Origin of the sequence: Mesorhizobium sp. CA5 (genome assembly GCF_020165105.1) — a bacterium.
GTDB lineage: Bacteria > Pseudomonadota > Alphaproteobacteria > Rhizobiales > Rhizobiaceae > Mesorhizobium.
The window spans coordinates 166315-182538 of sequence record NZ_JAIUHJ010000010.1; the positions used below are offsets into that span (position 1 = coordinate 166315).

Sequence of the window (16224 nt, forward strand, 5' to 3'; positions counted from 1 at the left end):
AAGACGCACGGAGCAATTCCAGGAAAGCGGGATGCGGTTCTCCGACCGGAATTGCGGAGAAACAAGTAGATAGGGCAACCGGCGGGAGGTTCGGCGCGCATGAAGGCATGGGACGCGATCGTCATCGGCGGCGGCCATAATGGGCTGGTCACCGCCTGCTATCTGCAGCGCGCCGGGCTGGACGTGCTGGTGGTCGAGAAGAACGATTGGGTCGGCGGCGCGGCCACCAGCCGCGAGCTGACGCCGGGCTTCCTCTATTCCAACTGTTCCTATGTCTGCTCGCTGTTTCGGCCCGAGATCATGCGCGACCTGGAGCTGCCGCGCTTCGGCCTGCAGGTGATCTCCTATGAAGGCGGCGCGGTGTTCACGCGCGACGGCGACTACCTCGCCAACTACCGCGATCATGACGCGCATCGCCGTGAGTTCGCCCGCTTTTCGAAGCGCGACGCCGAGGCCTATGACCGCTATTCGCGCGACGTCACGCGACAGTGTCGCTTCATCCAGCCGCTGTTGATGCGCACCGCGCCCGATCCGACCAGCTTTAAGCCGCGCGACCTGGGCGAGCTGCTTTATCTCGGCAAGAAATTCGCCGGCCTCTCGGCCGAGGAGATGGCGCTGACCTTGCGCTTCTGGACGATGTCGATCTCGGACTTCCTCGACGAGTATTTCGAGACCGACGTCATCAAGGCGAACTTCGCGCTGTCCGGCATCATCGGCACGGCGCTCGGCCCGATGTCGCCGGGCACGGCCTATGTGCTCCTCCACCACTATATGGGCGAAGTCGACGGCTCGGTCGGCGCCTGGGGCTACGCGCGCGGCGGCATGGGTGCCGTCACCAGGGCCCTGGCCGCTTCCTTCAAGGCTTCAGGCGGCACCATCCGCACCGGCGCCGAAGTTGATCACGTGCTGATCAGGAACGGCAAGGCCAAGGGCGTGGTGCTTGCCGGCGGCGAGGAGATCGACGGCAAGCTCGTCATCTCCAATGCCGACGTCAAGCGCACCTTCCTGAAGCTGGTCGAGGAAAAGGAGCTGCCCGACATCTTCCTGCGCCGCGTCAGGAACTTCAAGATCCGCGGTTCGTCCGGCAAGGTCAACATCGCGCTCGATTCCCTGCCCGAGTTCCCGGCTTTGCCGAAGGATTCGCCGGTCTACCGCGCCGACATGCATTTCACCGATTCCATCGAGCGCATGGAGCGCGCCTATGACGACTGGAAGGCCGGACGCTGGTCGGCCGATCCCTTCCTCGACATGATGATCCCGACCACGCTCGATCCGACCATGGCGCCGTCGGGCAAGCATTTCATGAGCTGCTTCGTGCAATACGCGCCGCCGAAGATAAGAGGGGCGGACTGGACCGATGCCGACCGCGACGGCTTCGCCGAAAGCGTGATTGCGCAGATCGCTGAATATTCGCCCGGCTTCCGCGACCGCATCGTCCATATGGAGGTGCGCACGCCGCGCGAGATAGAGGCCGAGGTCGGCCTCACCGAAGGCAATATTTTCCAGGGCGAGCTCACCTTCGATCAGCTGCTCTTCAACCGCCCGGTGCCGGGCTACGCGCAATACCGTTCGCCGGTCGGTGGGCTCTATATGTGCGGCTCCTCCACCCATCCGGGCGGCGGCGTCATGGGTGCGCCCGGACGCAATGCCGCCGCCGAAATCCTGCGTGATCTGGCCAAGCCAACCCTGCATATGAGCCCGGCCCATGACGTCATCTGATTTGAACTGGGACGCCATCGTCATCGGCGGCGGCCATAACGGCCTGGTAGCCGCCGCCACGCTGGCGAAATCCGGCCGCAAGGTGCTGCTGCTCGAGGCCGGCAACGAGCTCGGCGGCGCCGCGCGCACTGGGGAATTTGCGCCGGGCTTCCGCGTCTCCACGGTCGCGCATCTGCTCAATCGCCTGCATCCCGATGTCGTGAAGACGCTGGAGCTGGAACGCCACGGGCTGACGGTAGAGCGCGGCGACTTCGTGCCGTCGGTTGCGCTGTCGAAGGACGGCCCGCTGGTGCTCCACGGCGCCTATGGCGAGGTGCTGACGGGCGCCAGCGCTTCGGAACAGTCCGCCTGGAAAGATCTGCGCGCGCAATTGCTGCGCTATGCCGGCGTGCTGAAGCCTTTCCTGTCGCGCCGACCGCCTGATCTTGGCGGCATGTCGCTCGCCGATGTGACCGGGCTCGGCCAGACCGCGCTGGCGCTGAAGCGACTCGGCAAGGAAGACATGCGCGATTTCCTGCGCGTGCTTCTGATGAATGTCTACGATCTGCTCGACGAGCAGCTGTCGGACGACCGGTTGAAGGGCCTGCTTGCTTTCGACGCTACGCTCGGCTCGCATCTTGGGCCGCGCTCGCCGACTTCGCTGCTCGGCCTCTATTACAGGTTGGCCGGCGAAATTGGCGGCCTTGCCGGCGCGCAGGTCCAGCCGAAAGGCGGCATGGGCGCTGTCGTCGCTGCCATCCGCGCGGCGGCGGAAAAGGCGGGCGTTTCGATCCGCCCGGCTTCGCCAGTCGCCAAGGTGATCGTCGAGAAGGGCCGCGCCGTCGGCGTCGTCACGCAGGGCGGCGAAACGCTGCAGGCCAAGTTCGTCGTCTCCGCGATCAACCCGGCGACGACGATCCTCGATCTTGTCGGCCCGCGCGACGTCGATACCGGCTTCGTGCGCAAGGTGAAGAACATCCGCATGAAGGGCGATGCGGCCAAGCTGCATCTGGCGCTGGACCGGCCGCCGCAATTTTCGGGCGTCGACGCCGCCGGCCACAAAGGTCGCCTCGTCGTCGCGCCTTCGCCCGACCATGTCGAGCGCGCCTTCAATCCGTCGAAATATGGCGAGTTCTCGCCTGAGCCGGTGATGGAAATCACGCTGCCCAGCCTGGCCGACCCATCGCTCGCCCCATCCGGCGCCTGCGTGCTTTCGGCCGTGGTGCAATATGCGCCCTATGCATTGAGAGAGGGCTGGGCCGCCGGCAAGCCGCGCTTCCTCAAGGCGATCATGGCGCAGCTCGAAACCTATGCGCCCGGCATCGGCGCAACGGTCAGCCACGCCGAGCTTTTGACTCCCGCCGACATCGAGGCGCGCTACCGCATGCCTGGCGGCCACTGGCACCATGGCGAGTTGCAGGCCGACCAGATGCTGATGTCACGGCCGGTCTCCGGCTGGTCGGGCTACGACACGCCGCTCGAAGGCCTGTTCCTTGCCGGCGCCGGCTCGCATCCGGGCGGCGGCATCTCCGGCGCGCCCGGCCTCAACGCTGCGCGCCGCATCATCGCGATGAGGGGGTGAGGATGATTTCGCTCTTCACAAACGCAGCGCTCTACGGCGCCCCCCTCTGCCCTGCCGGGCATCTCCCCCTCTTGGGGGGAGATCGGCTGTCCCCACGCCCGGCTCACCTCCTGCGACGTCGAAGGTTGGCGAAATCGCCAGCGACAGCCAATCTCCCCCTAGGGGGGAGATGTCCGGCAGGACAGAGGGGGGCGTGAAGGAACGCCGTCATGAACCATCATCCCACGATCAAGCCCTCGGCCGACACTCGTACAGCCGCCCAATCCCACTTCCGCACTTTGCGCATGGGCACCCCCTTCCAGCCGCGCATCGACGCGCTGGCGCTGACGAACGACTGGTACAACTGGGCCGGCTACCGCGCGCCGCATTCGTTGTGGGACGAGGAGCTCGAATATTTCGCCATCCGCAGCCAGGCGGCGCTCTTCGACATCTCGCCGATGACCAAATACCGGATCGAGGGCCCGGATGCCGAAGCCTATCTCGACCGCGTCACGCTGCGCGACGTGACCAGGCTGAAACCCGGCCGCGTCCATTACACCGCCTGGTGCGACGACGATGGCTTTGTCCTTGATGATGGCACTTTGTTCCGGCTGTCGCCGACACGCTTCCGTCTCTGCTCGCAAGAGCGCCATCTGCCCTGGCTGCTCGACAGCGCGATCGGCTATGAGATCAGTGTCGAGGAAGAGACCGAAGCGGTCGCCGGACTGGCGCTGCAGGGTCCGACCTCCTTCGCCATCCTGCGCGAAGCGGGCTTTGCCGGCGTCGAGCGGCTGAAAATCTTCGACCTCGCGGAGTTCGCGCATGACGGCGCTGCGGTGACCATCTCGCGCACCGGCTTCACCGGCGATCTCGGCTACGAATTGTTCGTGCCGGCCGACAAGGCGCTGAGCCTGTGGGACCGGCTGATGACGGCGGGCGAGCTGCGCGGCATCCGCGCCATCGGCTATACCGCGCTGAACCGAGCCCGGCTGGAGGCGGGGCTGATCGTCACCAATGCCGATTTCACAGCTGCCGAGCACGCGATCCGCGCCGACCGCCTGCGCATGCCGGACGAGATCGGCCTCGGCTTCATGATCGATCCGGACAAAGGCCATTTCAACGGCCGCCGCGCCATCCTCGACGCCCGGGCGAAGAAGAAGCTGCGCCATGTGCTGGTCGGCCTGGAGATCGAAGGCAACATCCCGGCCGAGCATGCGATCGTCTACTACAAGAAAAGCCAGGAGATCGGGCTGGTGAGCGCGGCGATGTGGTCGCCGATGGCCAAGCGCAACATCGCGCTCGCCTCGCTGCGGCGACCCTATGGCGAAACGATCGTCGACGACCTCTGGGTCGAGATTTACGCCATGCGCGAGCTGCAGTACCAAAAGCTGATGAAGAAGGCGAAGGTGGTGCCGAGGCCCTTCATCAAGCTCGACCGCCGCACCGCCAACCCGCCAGCGGACTTTTGACATGGCAAGCGAAGCGGAAGACCTGGAAGCGGAAGCCGCCGAGCAGTGGCAACTGGTCAACACGCCACTCGGCGAGATGTGGTCCGGCCGCACTCGCTACGCGGCGGCGATGTATTTCTTCAAGCGCGGCGAAATGAACGCCGAGACGCTCGAGGTCTACCGCATTTGCGCCCGGCTCGACGCGGAAAACCCCTTGGCGATCATCCGCGACCGTGGCGTCGGCAAGGAATGGCTGAGGCGTATCGGCTACGACGGATAGACCCGCCTTAGCCTATGGTGCGCTCCAGCACGTTCAACCAGTTCCGATAAGAGATCTTCTCGATCAGCGCGCGCCCGAAACCGCGTGCCGCCAGCGCATCGATGAGCTTCGGCAGACCGGCGACGTCGCCGATGGGGGCCGGGATCATGGCGCCGTCGAAATCCGAGCCCAGCCCGACCCCGTCTTCACCCAGCGCCTGCAACAGCGAATCGATGTGGCGCACCATGATATCAATGCTGGTGTCGGCGTTCATGCGGCCGTCCTCGCGCAGGAAGCCGGTGGCGAAGTTCAGGCCCACCATGCCGCCGGATTCGCGGATCGCGCCGAGCTGCCAGTCGGTCAGGTTGCGCGAATGGCCGCAGATCGCATGCACATTGGAATGGGTCGCGACCAACGGCGCATCGCTAAGCTCGGCCACGTCGCGAAAACCCTTCTCGTTGAGATGCGACAGGTCGATCATGATCCTGAGCTGGTTGCACGCCTTGACCAGCGCCTTGCCGGCATCGGTGAGACCTGGCCCGGTGTCGGGCGAGGACGGAAAGCGGAACGGCACGCCGTTGCCGAAGGCGTTGGGGCGGCTCCAGACGATGCCCAGCGAGCGCAGCCCTGCGGCGTGAAGCACATCGAGCATGGCAAGCCCGGGATCGATCGCCTCGACGCCTTCGATGTGGAACACCGCCGCGATCGAGCCCTTGGCCATCGCGTCCCGCACATCGCCGGCGCTGCGGCAGACGGTCAATGCGCCGGCGCGCTCCAGCCTGAACAGGATCGAAGCCATGCCGATGGTCGAGGTGATCGCCTCGGCCTGCGGCAGTTCCGGCGGCAGCGGTTCATTGTCGCTCGGTGCCGGCGGCACGGCGCTGCGTTTCGACTTTTCGACCGGCGGCGGAAATATCGCGAACATGCCGCCGGCAAAGCCGCCCTTCCTGGCGCGCGGCAGGTCGATATGCCCGCCCGGCGTCCCCTCGATGAACAGCTTTTCGACGTTGGCTTCCTTCGACTGGTAGAGCCGAAGCAGCGTGTCGTTATGTCCGTCGAAAACGGGGATCAGGTCGGTATCGGTCATCAGGGAAGCCATTCAAATCGGAGATGGGCGGGACGACAGGTTTCGTCCGGGCGAACCGTCAACTTAGGCAAGATGATCGGGCGGCGCAAATGCCAAGAGCTTCCCCTTCTCCCCTTGTGGGGTCCGAAGGACGGGCGAGACGCGTGGCTCGCCCCGGGCGATGGATCGGCGCGCAGCGCCGAGACGGATGAGGGGTGTTCCAGGGAATGCGAACGTCTCACTCCGCTGGAACACCCCTCATCCGGCCGCTGCGCGGCCACCTTCTCCCGCAGGGGGAGAAGGGAAAGACGGTGCTACCGCTTCAGCACATCCGCCCATTCCGGGTGGCGACGGAACTGGGCGTTGGCGAAGGGGCAGAGCGGGATGATCTTCTTGCCGGCGGCACGCGCATCCTCGACCGCGCGGGTGACGAGCCGAAGCCCGGCGCCCTGGCCGCGAAAGACGTCCGGCACCTCAGTGTGGTCAATGATGAGCTGGTGCTCGCCGATCTTGGTGAACGTCATCTCGGCCTCGGCGCCGCCCGGGCCGCGCAGCACGTAACGCCCCTTGGAGCCGCGGTCTTCAAGCTCGATCTCGGGCAGTTGGTCGGCCATGTTACTTGCCTCCTTCGGCAACGGGCGCCGGCGCGAAAAACCGCCGCGCCGCTTCGATTTCATTCGGCCGAACCTCATGCCCGCCGTCGTGCCATTCCACTGTGACATCGGCGCCGTCGGCGCGCAAATAGGCCTCGAGCCGCGACGTCAAGTTGGGCGGACAGATCGGGTCGCGCCTGCCGGCCGTGATCAGGATGCGGCGGCCGGCAAGGCTGCCTTGGACGCGGGGCTCGAACGGGATCAGCGGATGCATCAGCGCCGTGGCGTCGAACAGGCCCGGCTCGGCGAACACCACCGAGGCCAGGATGTTGGCGCCGTTGGAGTAGCCGAGGCCGAACACCGCCGAGGGTTTTGCGGTCTCGACATGCGCCTTGACGAAGCCCGCCATCTTCGATGTCGCTCGCGCCAGGTCGTCCATGTCGTAGACACCCTCGCCGGTGCGGCGAAAGAAACGGGGAGCACCGTGCTCCGACACATCGCCGCGCGGCGAGATGATCGTCGCCGAAGGCATAAGCTCGCGGCCGAAGCCGAGAAGCTGGTTCTCGTCCGCGCCGGTGCCGTGGAGGACGAAGAGCAGCGGGCTGCCCGGCGAACCGGGCAGCACCTTGTGGATGTAAGCGTCCTTGCTCATGGCTTCAGTCTTCCAGCTTCTGCAGATGCTGTTCCAGATAGGGCCGCAGATGCTGGTGCTGCGCCGGCAGCCTCAGCGCCTCGCCGAGATGCGCGGTGTCCTCGTCGCGGTTGAAGCCCGGCTCGTTGGTCGACACCTCGAACAGCACGCCGCCCGGCGTGCGGAAATAGATCGCCCAGAAATAGTCGCGATCGATGACCGGCGTCACGCCATAGCCCGTGTCGACAAGCGCCTTGCGCACTTCCAGCTGCTTGGCACGATCCTCGACCGCGAAAGCGACATGGTGCACCGAGCCGGCGCCGAGATTGGCAAAGCCGGCGCCCGGCAGCGATTCGATGTCGACGACATCGGCGCCGTTGCCGTTCTTGATCGCCAGCCGGCGGATATTGCCGGACTTGTCGACCTCCTCATAGCCCATGAATTTCAAAAGCTCCTCGGTGGCGCCGCCGTCCTTCAGCCGCAGCGAGACCGAGTGAAAGCCGCGGATCGCCTCGTCGCCGGGAACACCGCCCTTGACCCAGGGCGCCCGCTTGTCGGTCTTGTCCTCGACAAGCGCGAAACTGTCGCCGTCGGGACCGGTGAAGGTGAGCCGCTTCTCGCCAAAAGCTTCCGTGCGGGCGACGTTGCCCACGCCTTCATCGGCAAAGCGCTTTTCCCAATAGGCCAGCGTGCCTTCCGGCACCGAGAACACTGTCGAGCCCACCTCGCCGACGCCGTGCCGGCCCTTGGCGATATCGGGGAACGGGAAATAGGTCATCACCGAACCCGGCGTGCCGACCTCGTCGGCATAGTAGAGATGGTAGACATCCGGTGCGTCGAAATTGACGGTCTTCTTCACCCGGCGCAGGCCAAGCTTTTTCGTAAAGAACGCATTGTTGCGGCGTGCATCGCTCGCCATCGAGGTGACGTGATGCAGCCCCTGTATCTGATTGAGCATGATCCTGCTCCTTCCCTTTGTCCTTGTGCGGCCCTTGCCGCTGTCCACGCCAATATGAGGATGAGCGGGCCGGCGGCAAAGCGGGCAAACATAGAATGGACTGTATCATAAAAGTGAACGAACGTTCGAAATATGTTCACCAATCTGTCACCAAGCTTGGCTTGCAACGCGGGTGATTTCCGTTCCATCTGAACGCTTCCACAAGGAGACGATCTTGGACAATCGCACGCACCGCCCCAACGTCCTGCTCATCACCTGCGATCAGTGGCGTGGCGATTGCCTATCGGCGGCCGGCCATCCGGTGGTGATGACGCCGAACGTGGATGCGCTCGCCGCGGAGGGCGTGCTTTTCCGCCGCCATTATGGCGGGGCGGCACCCTGCTCGCCTGCCCGCGCGTGCCTCTACACCGGGCTCTACCAGATGAACAATCGCGTCTGCCGCAACGGCACGCCGCTTGACGCGCGCCATGGCAACATCGCGCTTTCGGCGCGCGCGGCGGGCTATGATCCCACCCTGTTCGGCTACACCGATGTCGCGCTCGATCCGCGCCGGCTGGCGGCCGGGGATCCGCGCCTGCGCAGCTATGAAGGCGTGCTGCCGGGATTCACCGTGCGCCAGGCCCTGCCCGAGCATCAGAAGCAATGGCTGTCATGGCTGCGGACCCAGGGTATCGACACCGGGGCAGGCAGCCCCGACATCCACCGTCCGGCCCGCGGCCAGGCGGAACGCGACGTGACCAACGCACCGCCGGTCTATTCGAAAGACCAGACGCCAACCGCGTTCCTGGCCGGCGAGTTCATCCGCTGGCTTGGCGAGCAGGAGAAGCGCGCGCCGTGGTTCGCGCATATCTCCTTCATCAGCCCGCACCCGCCCTTCATCGTGCCGGAGCCCTACAACAGCATGTACGATCCGGCCGAAGGTCCCGCGTTCAAACGCGCTGCAAGTTGGCAAGCCGAAGCCGGGAGCCATGCCTATCTCGCCTACGATCTCGCCGGGCAGAAGCGGACAAAATTCGTCCCCGGCATCGAGGGCAACGTGCCGGACTGGAGCGAGGAGAACTTTCGCCGCATCCGCGCGATCTATTACGGCATGATCTCCGAGGTCGACGCGCAGCTCGGCCGCATCTGGCAAGCGATCAAATCAGCGGGCGCCTGGGACGACACCGTGATCGTGCTCACCTCCGACCATGCCGAGATGATGGGCGATCATTTCATGCTCGGCAAAGGCGGCTTCTTCGACGCCAGCTACCACATTCCGTTGATCATCCGCGATCCGCGCCGGGAACCCACGGCCGGTTCGTCCGTGGATCGCTTCACTGAAGCCGTCGATATCTTCCCGACCATGCTCGACCTGATCGGCGCCGCGCCGCAGCGCCACCTCGACGGCCGCTCGCTCGCGCCTTGGCTGGACGGAACGGAACCGGAAGCCTGGCGCGACGCCGCGCATTGGGAGTTTGATTTCCGCACGGTCGCCCAAGGCGAAGCCGAACGCCATTTCGGTGTCGCATCGAACGCCTGCAACCTCGCCGTCATCCGCGCGGCGGACTTCAAATATGTCCATTTCGGCGGCGGTCTGCCGGCGCTTCTGTTCGACCTGTCGAAGGACCCAGGCGAGCTGAACAATGTGGCGAACGACCCGGCCTATCTCCCGGTACGGCTGGAGTTCGCGGAAAAGATGCTCGCCTGGCGTGCCGCTCACCTCGATCAGTCCCTTGCCTTGGCGGAACTGACGGAAGGCGGAGTGGTGGGGTACGTGAGTAGGCAGTAGGCAGTAGAACATTCATCGTCACTGGGTGGTATGCCAACCCTTCTTTCGCCTACTGCCTAATTCCTACCGCCTACTCCCTGATCGTCACTTCAGAATCATCCGCTGCTGGTCGCGGTTGGCGGCATAACTGCTCTTGTCATAGGCCGTTTGCGCCTGCAGCTGCTCCTTGGTGAAGTTGGTGTAGAGATACTTCTTGCCGTTCTTGTCGGTCATGAATTTGAGCTTATCCATGCCGATCGCCACTTCCTTGGCGCCGATGCCGAGGAAGCCGCCGACATCGACGATGACCGCGTCCGGCTTGTTGTCGGGCGTCAACACGACGTCGCCGATTGAACCGATCTTCTCGTCGTTGGCGCCATAGACCGTCGTGCCCTTGAGATCGTCGACGCGCATGTTGCCCATCGGCATCTCGGTCAGTGTCGACTTGTCGATGGAAGCGGTCTTGGTCTGGTCGGTGGCAGCGCCGCTATTATCGGCAGGCTTGTTCTCAGCCGTGCTCTGGGCCGGCGGCGTCGCAGGCTTGTTCTCGGCCGTCGGCTTGGCGGGCTCTGCCGGCTTGGCTCCCTTATCGGACGTCGTGCCCGAAGCGACCACCGCAGGCGTGGTCGTTGCCGGCGCGTTGTTCGCGGCCGTTGTCGTGCCAGGCGCCGGATCATAGGGCTTGCGGTCGAACTCCGGCTGGGCCTGCAGCTGCTCCTTCGTCGTCTCGGCCACCAGCCAGCGGTCGCCGTTCTTCTCCGCCCATTTCGCCTTGTCGAAGTCGAAAGTGACGTTCTTCGTGCCGATGCCGAGGAAGCCGCCGACGCCGATCACCAGCGACTCGGCCTTACCGTCCTTGGCAAGCACGATGTCCTTCACGTCGCCGATCTTCTGAGCATCGTCCGCAGTGCCGTTATAAACCGACTCGCCCATGATGTTGGTGGCGATGTTGCCCTCCGCCTTCTTCACCGGCTCGGCCGGTGCGGCCGCGGGAGCCTGGGCTGTCGTCGTGTTATTGGCGGGCTGCGTAGCGCCGGTCGACTGCGTCGGTGCCGGATCATACGGCTTGCGGTCGAATGCCGGCAGAGCGCTCAGCTCCTCTTTGGTCGACTTGGCGACCAGCCAGCGGTCGCCGTTCTTCTCTGCCCATTCCAGCTTGCCGTAGTCGAAAGCGACGTCCTTCTTGCCGACGCCAAGGAACCCGCCGACCCCGATAATGGCCGACTTGGCATTGCCGCTGGCATCGAAGACGACATCGTCAACCTTGCCGATATTCTGTGCATCGTCTCCCGTGCCGTTATAGACGGACTCGCCGATAATATTGCTCATCAGGGCGCCATCGGCGCGCGGGACCGGCGCCGGATTCTCGGCTGCTGGGGGCTGTGGAGCCGGGGCGGGCGTCGTCTGCGCGAAAGCGCCGGTTGCTAGAAGGGTTGCGATCGCGGTCGTCGCAAAAAGAGTGCGGATCATCATGATGGTCTCTCCTCGTGCCTGATCTGTGCATGACGCTCCTTGGCCAGCCTCTTGACGGCAGGTCGGAAGCGGCAATGTCTACAGGTTCACAACGTTGTGACCGGAGGGTTGTTCCAACCGCAACGCGTTCACGCGTCCGTGGATTGCTGACCTCCCGGCGGAACCTTTGCGGCGGCCTCCTCGTTTCAGCCTGCGGCTGAGGGTCTGCCGGCTCAAAGTGACCCGAACGGAGCACGATATGCGGTTTGCTGCGGTGCTGAACCAGGACGGCGGCACCCTCCGTACCATCGACATGGAAGCATTTTCCGAAAAGCTGCGTCAGACCCTCGAAGCGGCGGGGCATTCGGTCGAGATCGACATCGTTGCCGGTCGCAACGTCGCCACGGCGCTGGAAAAGGTCATCGCCAGGCGAAATATCGACGTTGTTCTCGCCGGAGGCGGCGACGGCACGATTTCCACCGCGGCATCCCTCCTCATGAACAAGAAGAAGGCCCTGGCCATCTTGCCGGCCGGCACGATGAACCTGTTTGCGCGCGGCCTGGGCATCCCGCAGACACTGGAAGCGGCGCTGCAGTCCTTTGCCGACGGCGAGGTGATCGCCGTCGATATGGCGAGCGCCAACGGCCAGCCCTTCGTGCATCAGTTCTCCGTGGGCATGCACGCCAAGATGGTCCAGTTGCGCGAGAAAATGGATTTCGGCTCGCGCCTTGGAAAGATGCAGGCGTCCGTGCGCGCGGCGTGGGCGGCTATCAAGAACCCGCCGGCGCTCAAGGTGAGCCTGAGCATCGGCAAGGCCGAGATCGTCACCCGCACGACCGGCATCGGCATCTCCAACAATCTGTTCGGCGAAGGCCACCTGCCCTATGCCGACAACCCGGTTGGCGGCGTGCTCGGCATCTATGTCAGCGTCGCGCGCCGGCGTCATCATCTGGCGAAGCTGCTGCTGGACATGCTGCGCGGCAGGTTGCGCCAGAGCGCGCATGTCGAAGTGCATCAGGCTGGCAAGGTCGTGCTGAAAATCCGTTCGCCCACCAGGAAGTTCAGCGCGGTGCTGGACGGCGAATTGATCAGGCTGGAGAGGGAAACCACGGTCGAGAGTCACCCCGGCGCCCTGAACGTGCTTGTCCCGTCCCGCAATGCGCAGGCGAAGGCGGCGTGATGGAAAGATCAGCTGCCTTGAGTGGATTTCTGCTCGGCGGGCGGCGCCGTCGGCACGTTCTGCTGGGTCGTCGGCGACTTGATCAGCTCGCCGTAGATCTCGACCGCGCCCCACGCGATGAAGGCGAGCAGCAGCCCGGCGATGAGGATTCTGAGGGCGTGCCAGCCCCAATGCCCCTGGCGAGCTTTGTCTTCAGGTACGATCTTGGTCACGATTGGCCTCCATGCTGCGCGGCGGCGGGCGCTTCAGGCACGACATGGTCGGTAACGGATCCTGTTCGGGAAGGTTCCGTGTGGGAAAAGACGCCCCGCAAGCATGCGGCAACCGATTGCGTTTATATGATGGCCGATTGCGTGGCGTTTTGAGGGAATGGTGAGCAGCAAGGCGGATAGTTTCCCAGCGGACGTCAGCCGCGTCGTGATCGATGCGGAGCGGCTCGCCCTGCTTCAGGGCCTGGGCGCCATGGATACCGCAACCGATCCGGACTTCGACCGTATCACCGGTCTCGCTGCGGCAATCGCCGAAGCGCCTGTCGCGCTGGTGAGCCTGATCGGCAGCAGTCGCCGACGGTTAAAGGCGCGCATCGGCCTCGACGAGAAGGAGACGCCGACCAGCACTTCCTTCTGCGCCCACGCGATCGCCGCCAGCGACGATCCTATGGTGGTGACCGACGCCACGCTCGATCCGCGTTTCGCCGACAATCCGCTGGTCACGGGCAAGCAGCACATCCGTTTTTTTATCGGCGTGCCGATGATGGTGGCCGGTGCCAGGATCGGCACGCTCTGCGTGCTCGATCGCCAGCCGAGACCGTTTCCGGCCGAGGACAAGGTGGCGAAGCTGAGAATGCTGGCCGACCTCGCGGCCAGCCTGTTCGCACTGAAGGACGCCACCCGCGACGGCGCCATCGCCAAGGCGGAACTGGCGCGCGAGGAAAAGCGCCGCGCCATCGCGCTCGACGCCGCCTCCCTGGCGAGCTGGGCGTGGGACATACGCACCGACATGATCGAATGCGACACGCTGCTGGCCGAGCTTTTCAACCTGCCGCCTTCGAACCGGCTGAAGGCGCGCGACATCCTGCGCGCCATCGACCCGCGCGACGTCTACCAGACCGAGACGCGTTTCCGCGACGCGCTGAGCGGCAGCGACGATTATTTTGGCGAGTACCGGGTCAAGGGGGTCCATCCACCCCGCTGGATCGCCACGCGTGGACGCGTGATCGAACGCGACGGCGAGGGCAAGCCGACGCTGATCTTCGGCGTCAACTACGACATCACCGAGCGCAAGCTCGGCGACGAGCGGCAGCGCCTCTTGCTGCGTGAGCTCAACCACCGCGTCAAGAACACATTGGCGACCGTGCAGGCGCTGGCGACGCAGACCGTCCGCCACGCTCGCCAGCCGAGTGTGTTCCTGGAGGCCTTCGGTGCCAGGCTGCAGGCGCTCGGCGCCGCCCATAATCTGCTGTCCGACCGCGAATGGCGCGGCATTGGCATCGGCGAATTGGCACGCATCGAGGTCAGGGTTTTCGACACGGGCCGCCAGCCGCGTATCGCGATTTCGGGTCCCGAGCTTCTGCTCTCACCCGATCAAGCGGTCGGGCTCGGCCTGATCCTGCATGAGCTCGCCAGCAACGCGATGAAATACGGCTCGCTCTCCGCGCCGTCGGGAAAAGTCGATCTCGACTGGAAGACGCAAGGCCGCAAAGGCGCGCGCCGCCTGGTGCTGACCTGGCGCGAAAGCGGTGGGCCGCGGGTCGAGCCTCCGGATCGCCAGGGTTTTGGCTCGATCCTGATCCGCCGCAGCCTCGCCAAGGTCATCGACAGCGAGGTGATCCACGAATTTCGCCCGGATGGCGTCTTCGCCGAAATATCGATACCGCTCGAGCCGTCCTTGAAATGACCGCTCCGGCACTGCTCAAGGCAAGTTTTCCGGGTCCGGCTTCGACGGCCCGGACTTGGTGTTCTCGCGATAGATAGCATACGCGACGACCGCCAGGGCAGGCGCGACAACGGCTCCAAGACCGCCTTTGCTTTTGGCGAGGGCCGGAAGCAAGGCAAGTGCGGCGGTAACGCCCGCCGCCGTCATATTGGCCTGGCGTCGCCGCGCGCGGCGCTTGCTGCGCATGCCGGCCGCCAGCTTGTGAATGACGAGGATGAGCCCGGCAACCACCAGGAAGCCGATGCCGAAGCCGAGACTGGTCGCCATCGGTCCGTAGCGGACCGCCAGCCAGATGTAGGCGGCGCCGATGAGGAAGCCGACACCGCACACGGCGAAAATGGCGGCAAGCCCGTAAAGGATTGCCGCGGTCCGCGCCCTGTGCAAAGCGGCCATCGCCTCGCCCGAGGCGAGGGCCGAGATCAGCGAGACAAGCGCCCCCATCTGCGGTTAGCGGCGGGAAAGCAGGGCGAACAGGTAACCGACGCCCGCCGCGATGGCCAGCGAGGTCACCGGCTTCTCGCGCACCTTGGCGATCAGCTGCGCTTCGATATCCTCGGCTCTTCCCCGCATGCTCTCGAACGCGGCTTCGCCCTGCGCGCGCAATTGCTCGACGCCGTCCGCGGCAGCGCGACGGGCCGCGCCGTAGCCGTGTTGACCGGTCGTGGCGAGTTGCTCGGTGAGTCGCTGGATGTCCGCTTTCAGTTGCTCAATATCGGCCTCCAGATCGGCGGCGGTTGCTTCGTCTGTGGCGGATTTGCCTGCGGCGGTTGCCATTCTCTAACTCCTTGTGTTTGCGTTGGTTTCAACGCCCGTTCGGCGCCATGGTTCCGGTCGTCGCAAGCCAAACCTAGATCAGCGGCCTGCATTCCTCGCCTAGCCCCTCCCAGCGGGCAAGCTTCTTCAGCCCGTCATAGTCGATCACTTCGCAGCCGCCGTCTCGCCACATGATGAGCTTGCGGTCCATCAGCTTGCGGATCGTCTTGTTGGTATGGACCAGCGAGAGGCCGAGCGTGTCGGCGATGTGCTGTTGCGTGATCGGGATCTGCACCGGTGTCTTGCCGTTGAGGCCGGCGCCGCGAGCCCGGCGGGCGATGAAGGCGATAAGATAGGCGGCGCGTTCAAGCGCGGTGCGGCGGCCGATGCTGAGCAGGTTCTCATCCAGCATGCGCTCCTCGCGCGACGCGATCCAGGTGATGTCATAGGCAAGGCTGGGATGGCTGCGATAGAGTTCCTGCAGCTGATCGCGTTCGGAAACGCAAAGCAGCATCGGCGACAGGGCTTCGACGGAATGCTGCATTTCGCCCATCAGACTTCCCTGCAGGCCGATGAGGTCGCCAGGCATGGAAAAATTGAGGATCTGCCGGCGCCCGTCGGGCAAAAGCTTGTAGCGGAACGCCCAACCCGACAGCACCGTGTAAAGATGCGCGCTGTGGCTGCCTTCGACCAGCACGGTCGCACCTCTGTCGACCGCCAATTCGCCACGCTTGAAGGTGTCGATAAATGACAATTCCTGCTCGTCGAATTCGCGGAAGGCCGGCAGCGGCCGCAGCGGGCATTTTTCGCAAGGATATTGGCGAGTGGCAACCAAACGTGCGGACATTCGACCCCTCTTCGAAATCCCTGCCCCAGGGGGCGCAAGGAAACGTTTGAGGGGGGCAGCGGTTCCGCTGGGTCATGTCCATGTCTTTTTTAAATG

Annotated in this window: 16 protein-coding genes; 7 read left to right on the forward strand and 9 right to left on the reverse strand. The window is 64.7% G+C overall.

Annotated elements, in window-relative coordinates; genetic code table 11:
* The first annotated feature begins 99 nt into the window (after nt 1–99).
* From LB529_RS15495 to LB529_RS15510, 4 genes are all read left to right on the forward strand, one after another.
* The gene (locus LB529_RS15495; RefSeq protein ID WP_224711553.1) at nt 100–1719 is read left to right on the forward strand and encodes a phytoene desaturase family protein; all 1620 of its coding nucleotides are present in this window, start codon (nt 100–102) and stop codon (nt 1717–1719) included.
* Nucleotides 1706–3280: a phytoene desaturase family protein gene (locus tag LB529_RS15500; RefSeq protein WP_224711554.1), complete on the forward strand. Its 1575-nt coding sequence runs from the start codon at nt 1706–1708 to the stop codon at nt 3278–3280. Before LB529_RS15495 ends, LB529_RS15500 begins: the two co-directional genes overlap by 14 nt.
* Before the next feature lie 209 nt (nt 3281–3489).
* The gene (locus LB529_RS15505) at nt 3490–4728 is read left to right on the forward strand and encodes an aminomethyltransferase family protein (protein WP_224711555.1); all 1239 of its coding nucleotides are present in this window, start codon (nt 3490–3492) and stop codon (nt 4726–4728) included.
* Nucleotide 4729: 1 nt separating this feature from the next.
* Nucleotides 4730–4987: a hypothetical protein gene (locus LB529_RS15510; RefSeq protein ID WP_224629967.1), complete on the forward strand. Its 258-nt coding sequence runs from the start codon at nt 4730–4732 to the stop codon at nt 4985–4987.
* 7 nt (nt 4988–4994) lie between these two features.
* Here LB529_RS15510 and LB529_RS15515 read toward each other — a convergent pair whose 3' ends face one another.
* The 4 genes from LB529_RS15515 to LB529_RS15530 all read right to left on the reverse strand — a co-directional run bounded on the left by LB529_RS15515 (nt 4995) and on the right by LB529_RS15530 (nt 8214).
* Nucleotides 4995–6053 (reverse strand): dipeptidase, encoded by a 1059-nt coding sequence (locus tag LB529_RS15515; protein WP_224711556.1) that lies wholly within the window; start codon nt 6051–6053, stop codon nt 4995–4997.
* Nucleotides 6054–6346: 293 nt separating this feature from the next.
* Nucleotides 6347–6646: a GNAT family N-acetyltransferase gene (locus LB529_RS15520; protein ID WP_095767389.1), complete on the reverse strand. Its 300-nt coding sequence runs from the start codon at nt 6644–6646 to the stop codon at nt 6347–6349.
* Nucleotide 6647: 1 nt separating this feature from the next.
* A complete protein-coding gene (locus LB529_RS15525; RefSeq protein ID WP_224711557.1) occupies nt 6648–7277 on the reverse strand; it encodes an alpha/beta hydrolase in 630 nt (209 codons plus the stop codon).
* A gap of 4 nt (nt 7278–7281) precedes the next feature.
* Complete coding sequence (locus tag LB529_RS15530; RefSeq protein WP_224711558.1) at nt 7282–8214, reverse strand: VOC family protein; 933 nt, start codon at nt 8212–8214, stop codon at nt 7282–7284.
* 214 nt (nt 8215–8428) lie between these two features.
* On the opposite strand from LB529_RS15530, the gene LB529_RS15535 reads away from it, so the two are divergent.
* Nucleotides 8429–9982 carry an alkaline phosphatase family protein gene (locus tag LB529_RS15535; protein ID WP_224711559.1) on the forward strand — a complete coding sequence of 518 codons (1554 nt, stop codon included), beginning with the start codon at nt 8429–8431 and terminating at the stop codon, nt 9980–9982.
* 84 nt (nt 9983–10066) lie between these two features.
* Here the strand turns inward: LB529_RS15535 and LB529_RS15540 are convergent, their stop codons facing one another.
* Nucleotides 10067–11431: a PRC-barrel domain-containing protein gene (locus LB529_RS15540; protein WP_224711584.1), complete on the reverse strand. Its 1365-nt coding sequence runs from the start codon at nt 11429–11431 to the stop codon at nt 10067–10069.
* Nucleotides 11432–11672: 241 nt separating this feature from the next.
* On the opposite strand from LB529_RS15540, the gene LB529_RS15545 reads away from it, so the two are divergent.
* Entirely contained in the window at nt 11673–12593 is a 921-nt protein-coding gene (locus tag LB529_RS15545) for a diacylglycerol/lipid kinase family protein (protein ID WP_224711560.1), read from the forward strand.
* Between the two features lie 8 nt (nt 12594–12601).
* Here the strand turns inward: LB529_RS15545 and LB529_RS15550 are convergent, their stop codons facing one another.
* Entirely contained in the window at nt 12602–12805 is a 204-nt protein-coding gene (locus LB529_RS15550) for a hypothetical protein (RefSeq protein WP_095767385.1), read from the reverse strand.
* Between the two features lie 160 nt (nt 12806–12965).
* Here LB529_RS15550 and LB529_RS15555 point away from each other — a divergent pair, with 160 nt between their 5' ends.
* Nucleotides 12966–14489 (forward strand): sensor histidine kinase, encoded by a 1524-nt coding sequence (locus LB529_RS15555; RefSeq protein WP_411962513.1) that lies wholly within the window; start codon nt 12966–12968, stop codon nt 14487–14489.
* Nucleotides 14490–14504: 15 nt separating this feature from the next.
* Here the strand turns inward: LB529_RS15555 and LB529_RS15560 are convergent, their stop codons facing one another.
* From LB529_RS15560 to LB529_RS15570, 3 genes are all read right to left on the reverse strand, one after another.
* Nucleotides 14505–14969, reverse strand: a complete 465-nt coding sequence (locus tag LB529_RS15560; RefSeq protein ID WP_140847058.1) for a phage holin family protein — start codon at nt 14967–14969, stop codon at nt 14505–14507.
* A 6-nt stretch (nt 14970–14975) separates the two neighbouring features.
* Nucleotides 14976–15302 carry a YqjD family protein gene (locus LB529_RS15565; protein ID WP_095767382.1) on the reverse strand — a complete coding sequence of 109 codons (327 nt, stop codon included), beginning with the start codon at nt 15300–15302 and terminating at the stop codon, nt 14976–14978.
* A 73-nt stretch (nt 15303–15375) separates the two neighbouring features.
* Nucleotides 15376–16128, reverse strand: a complete 753-nt coding sequence (locus tag LB529_RS15570; RefSeq protein ID WP_224711562.1) for a Crp/Fnr family transcriptional regulator — start codon at nt 16126–16128, stop codon at nt 15376–15378.
* Nucleotides 16129–16224: the final 96 nt, after the last annotated feature.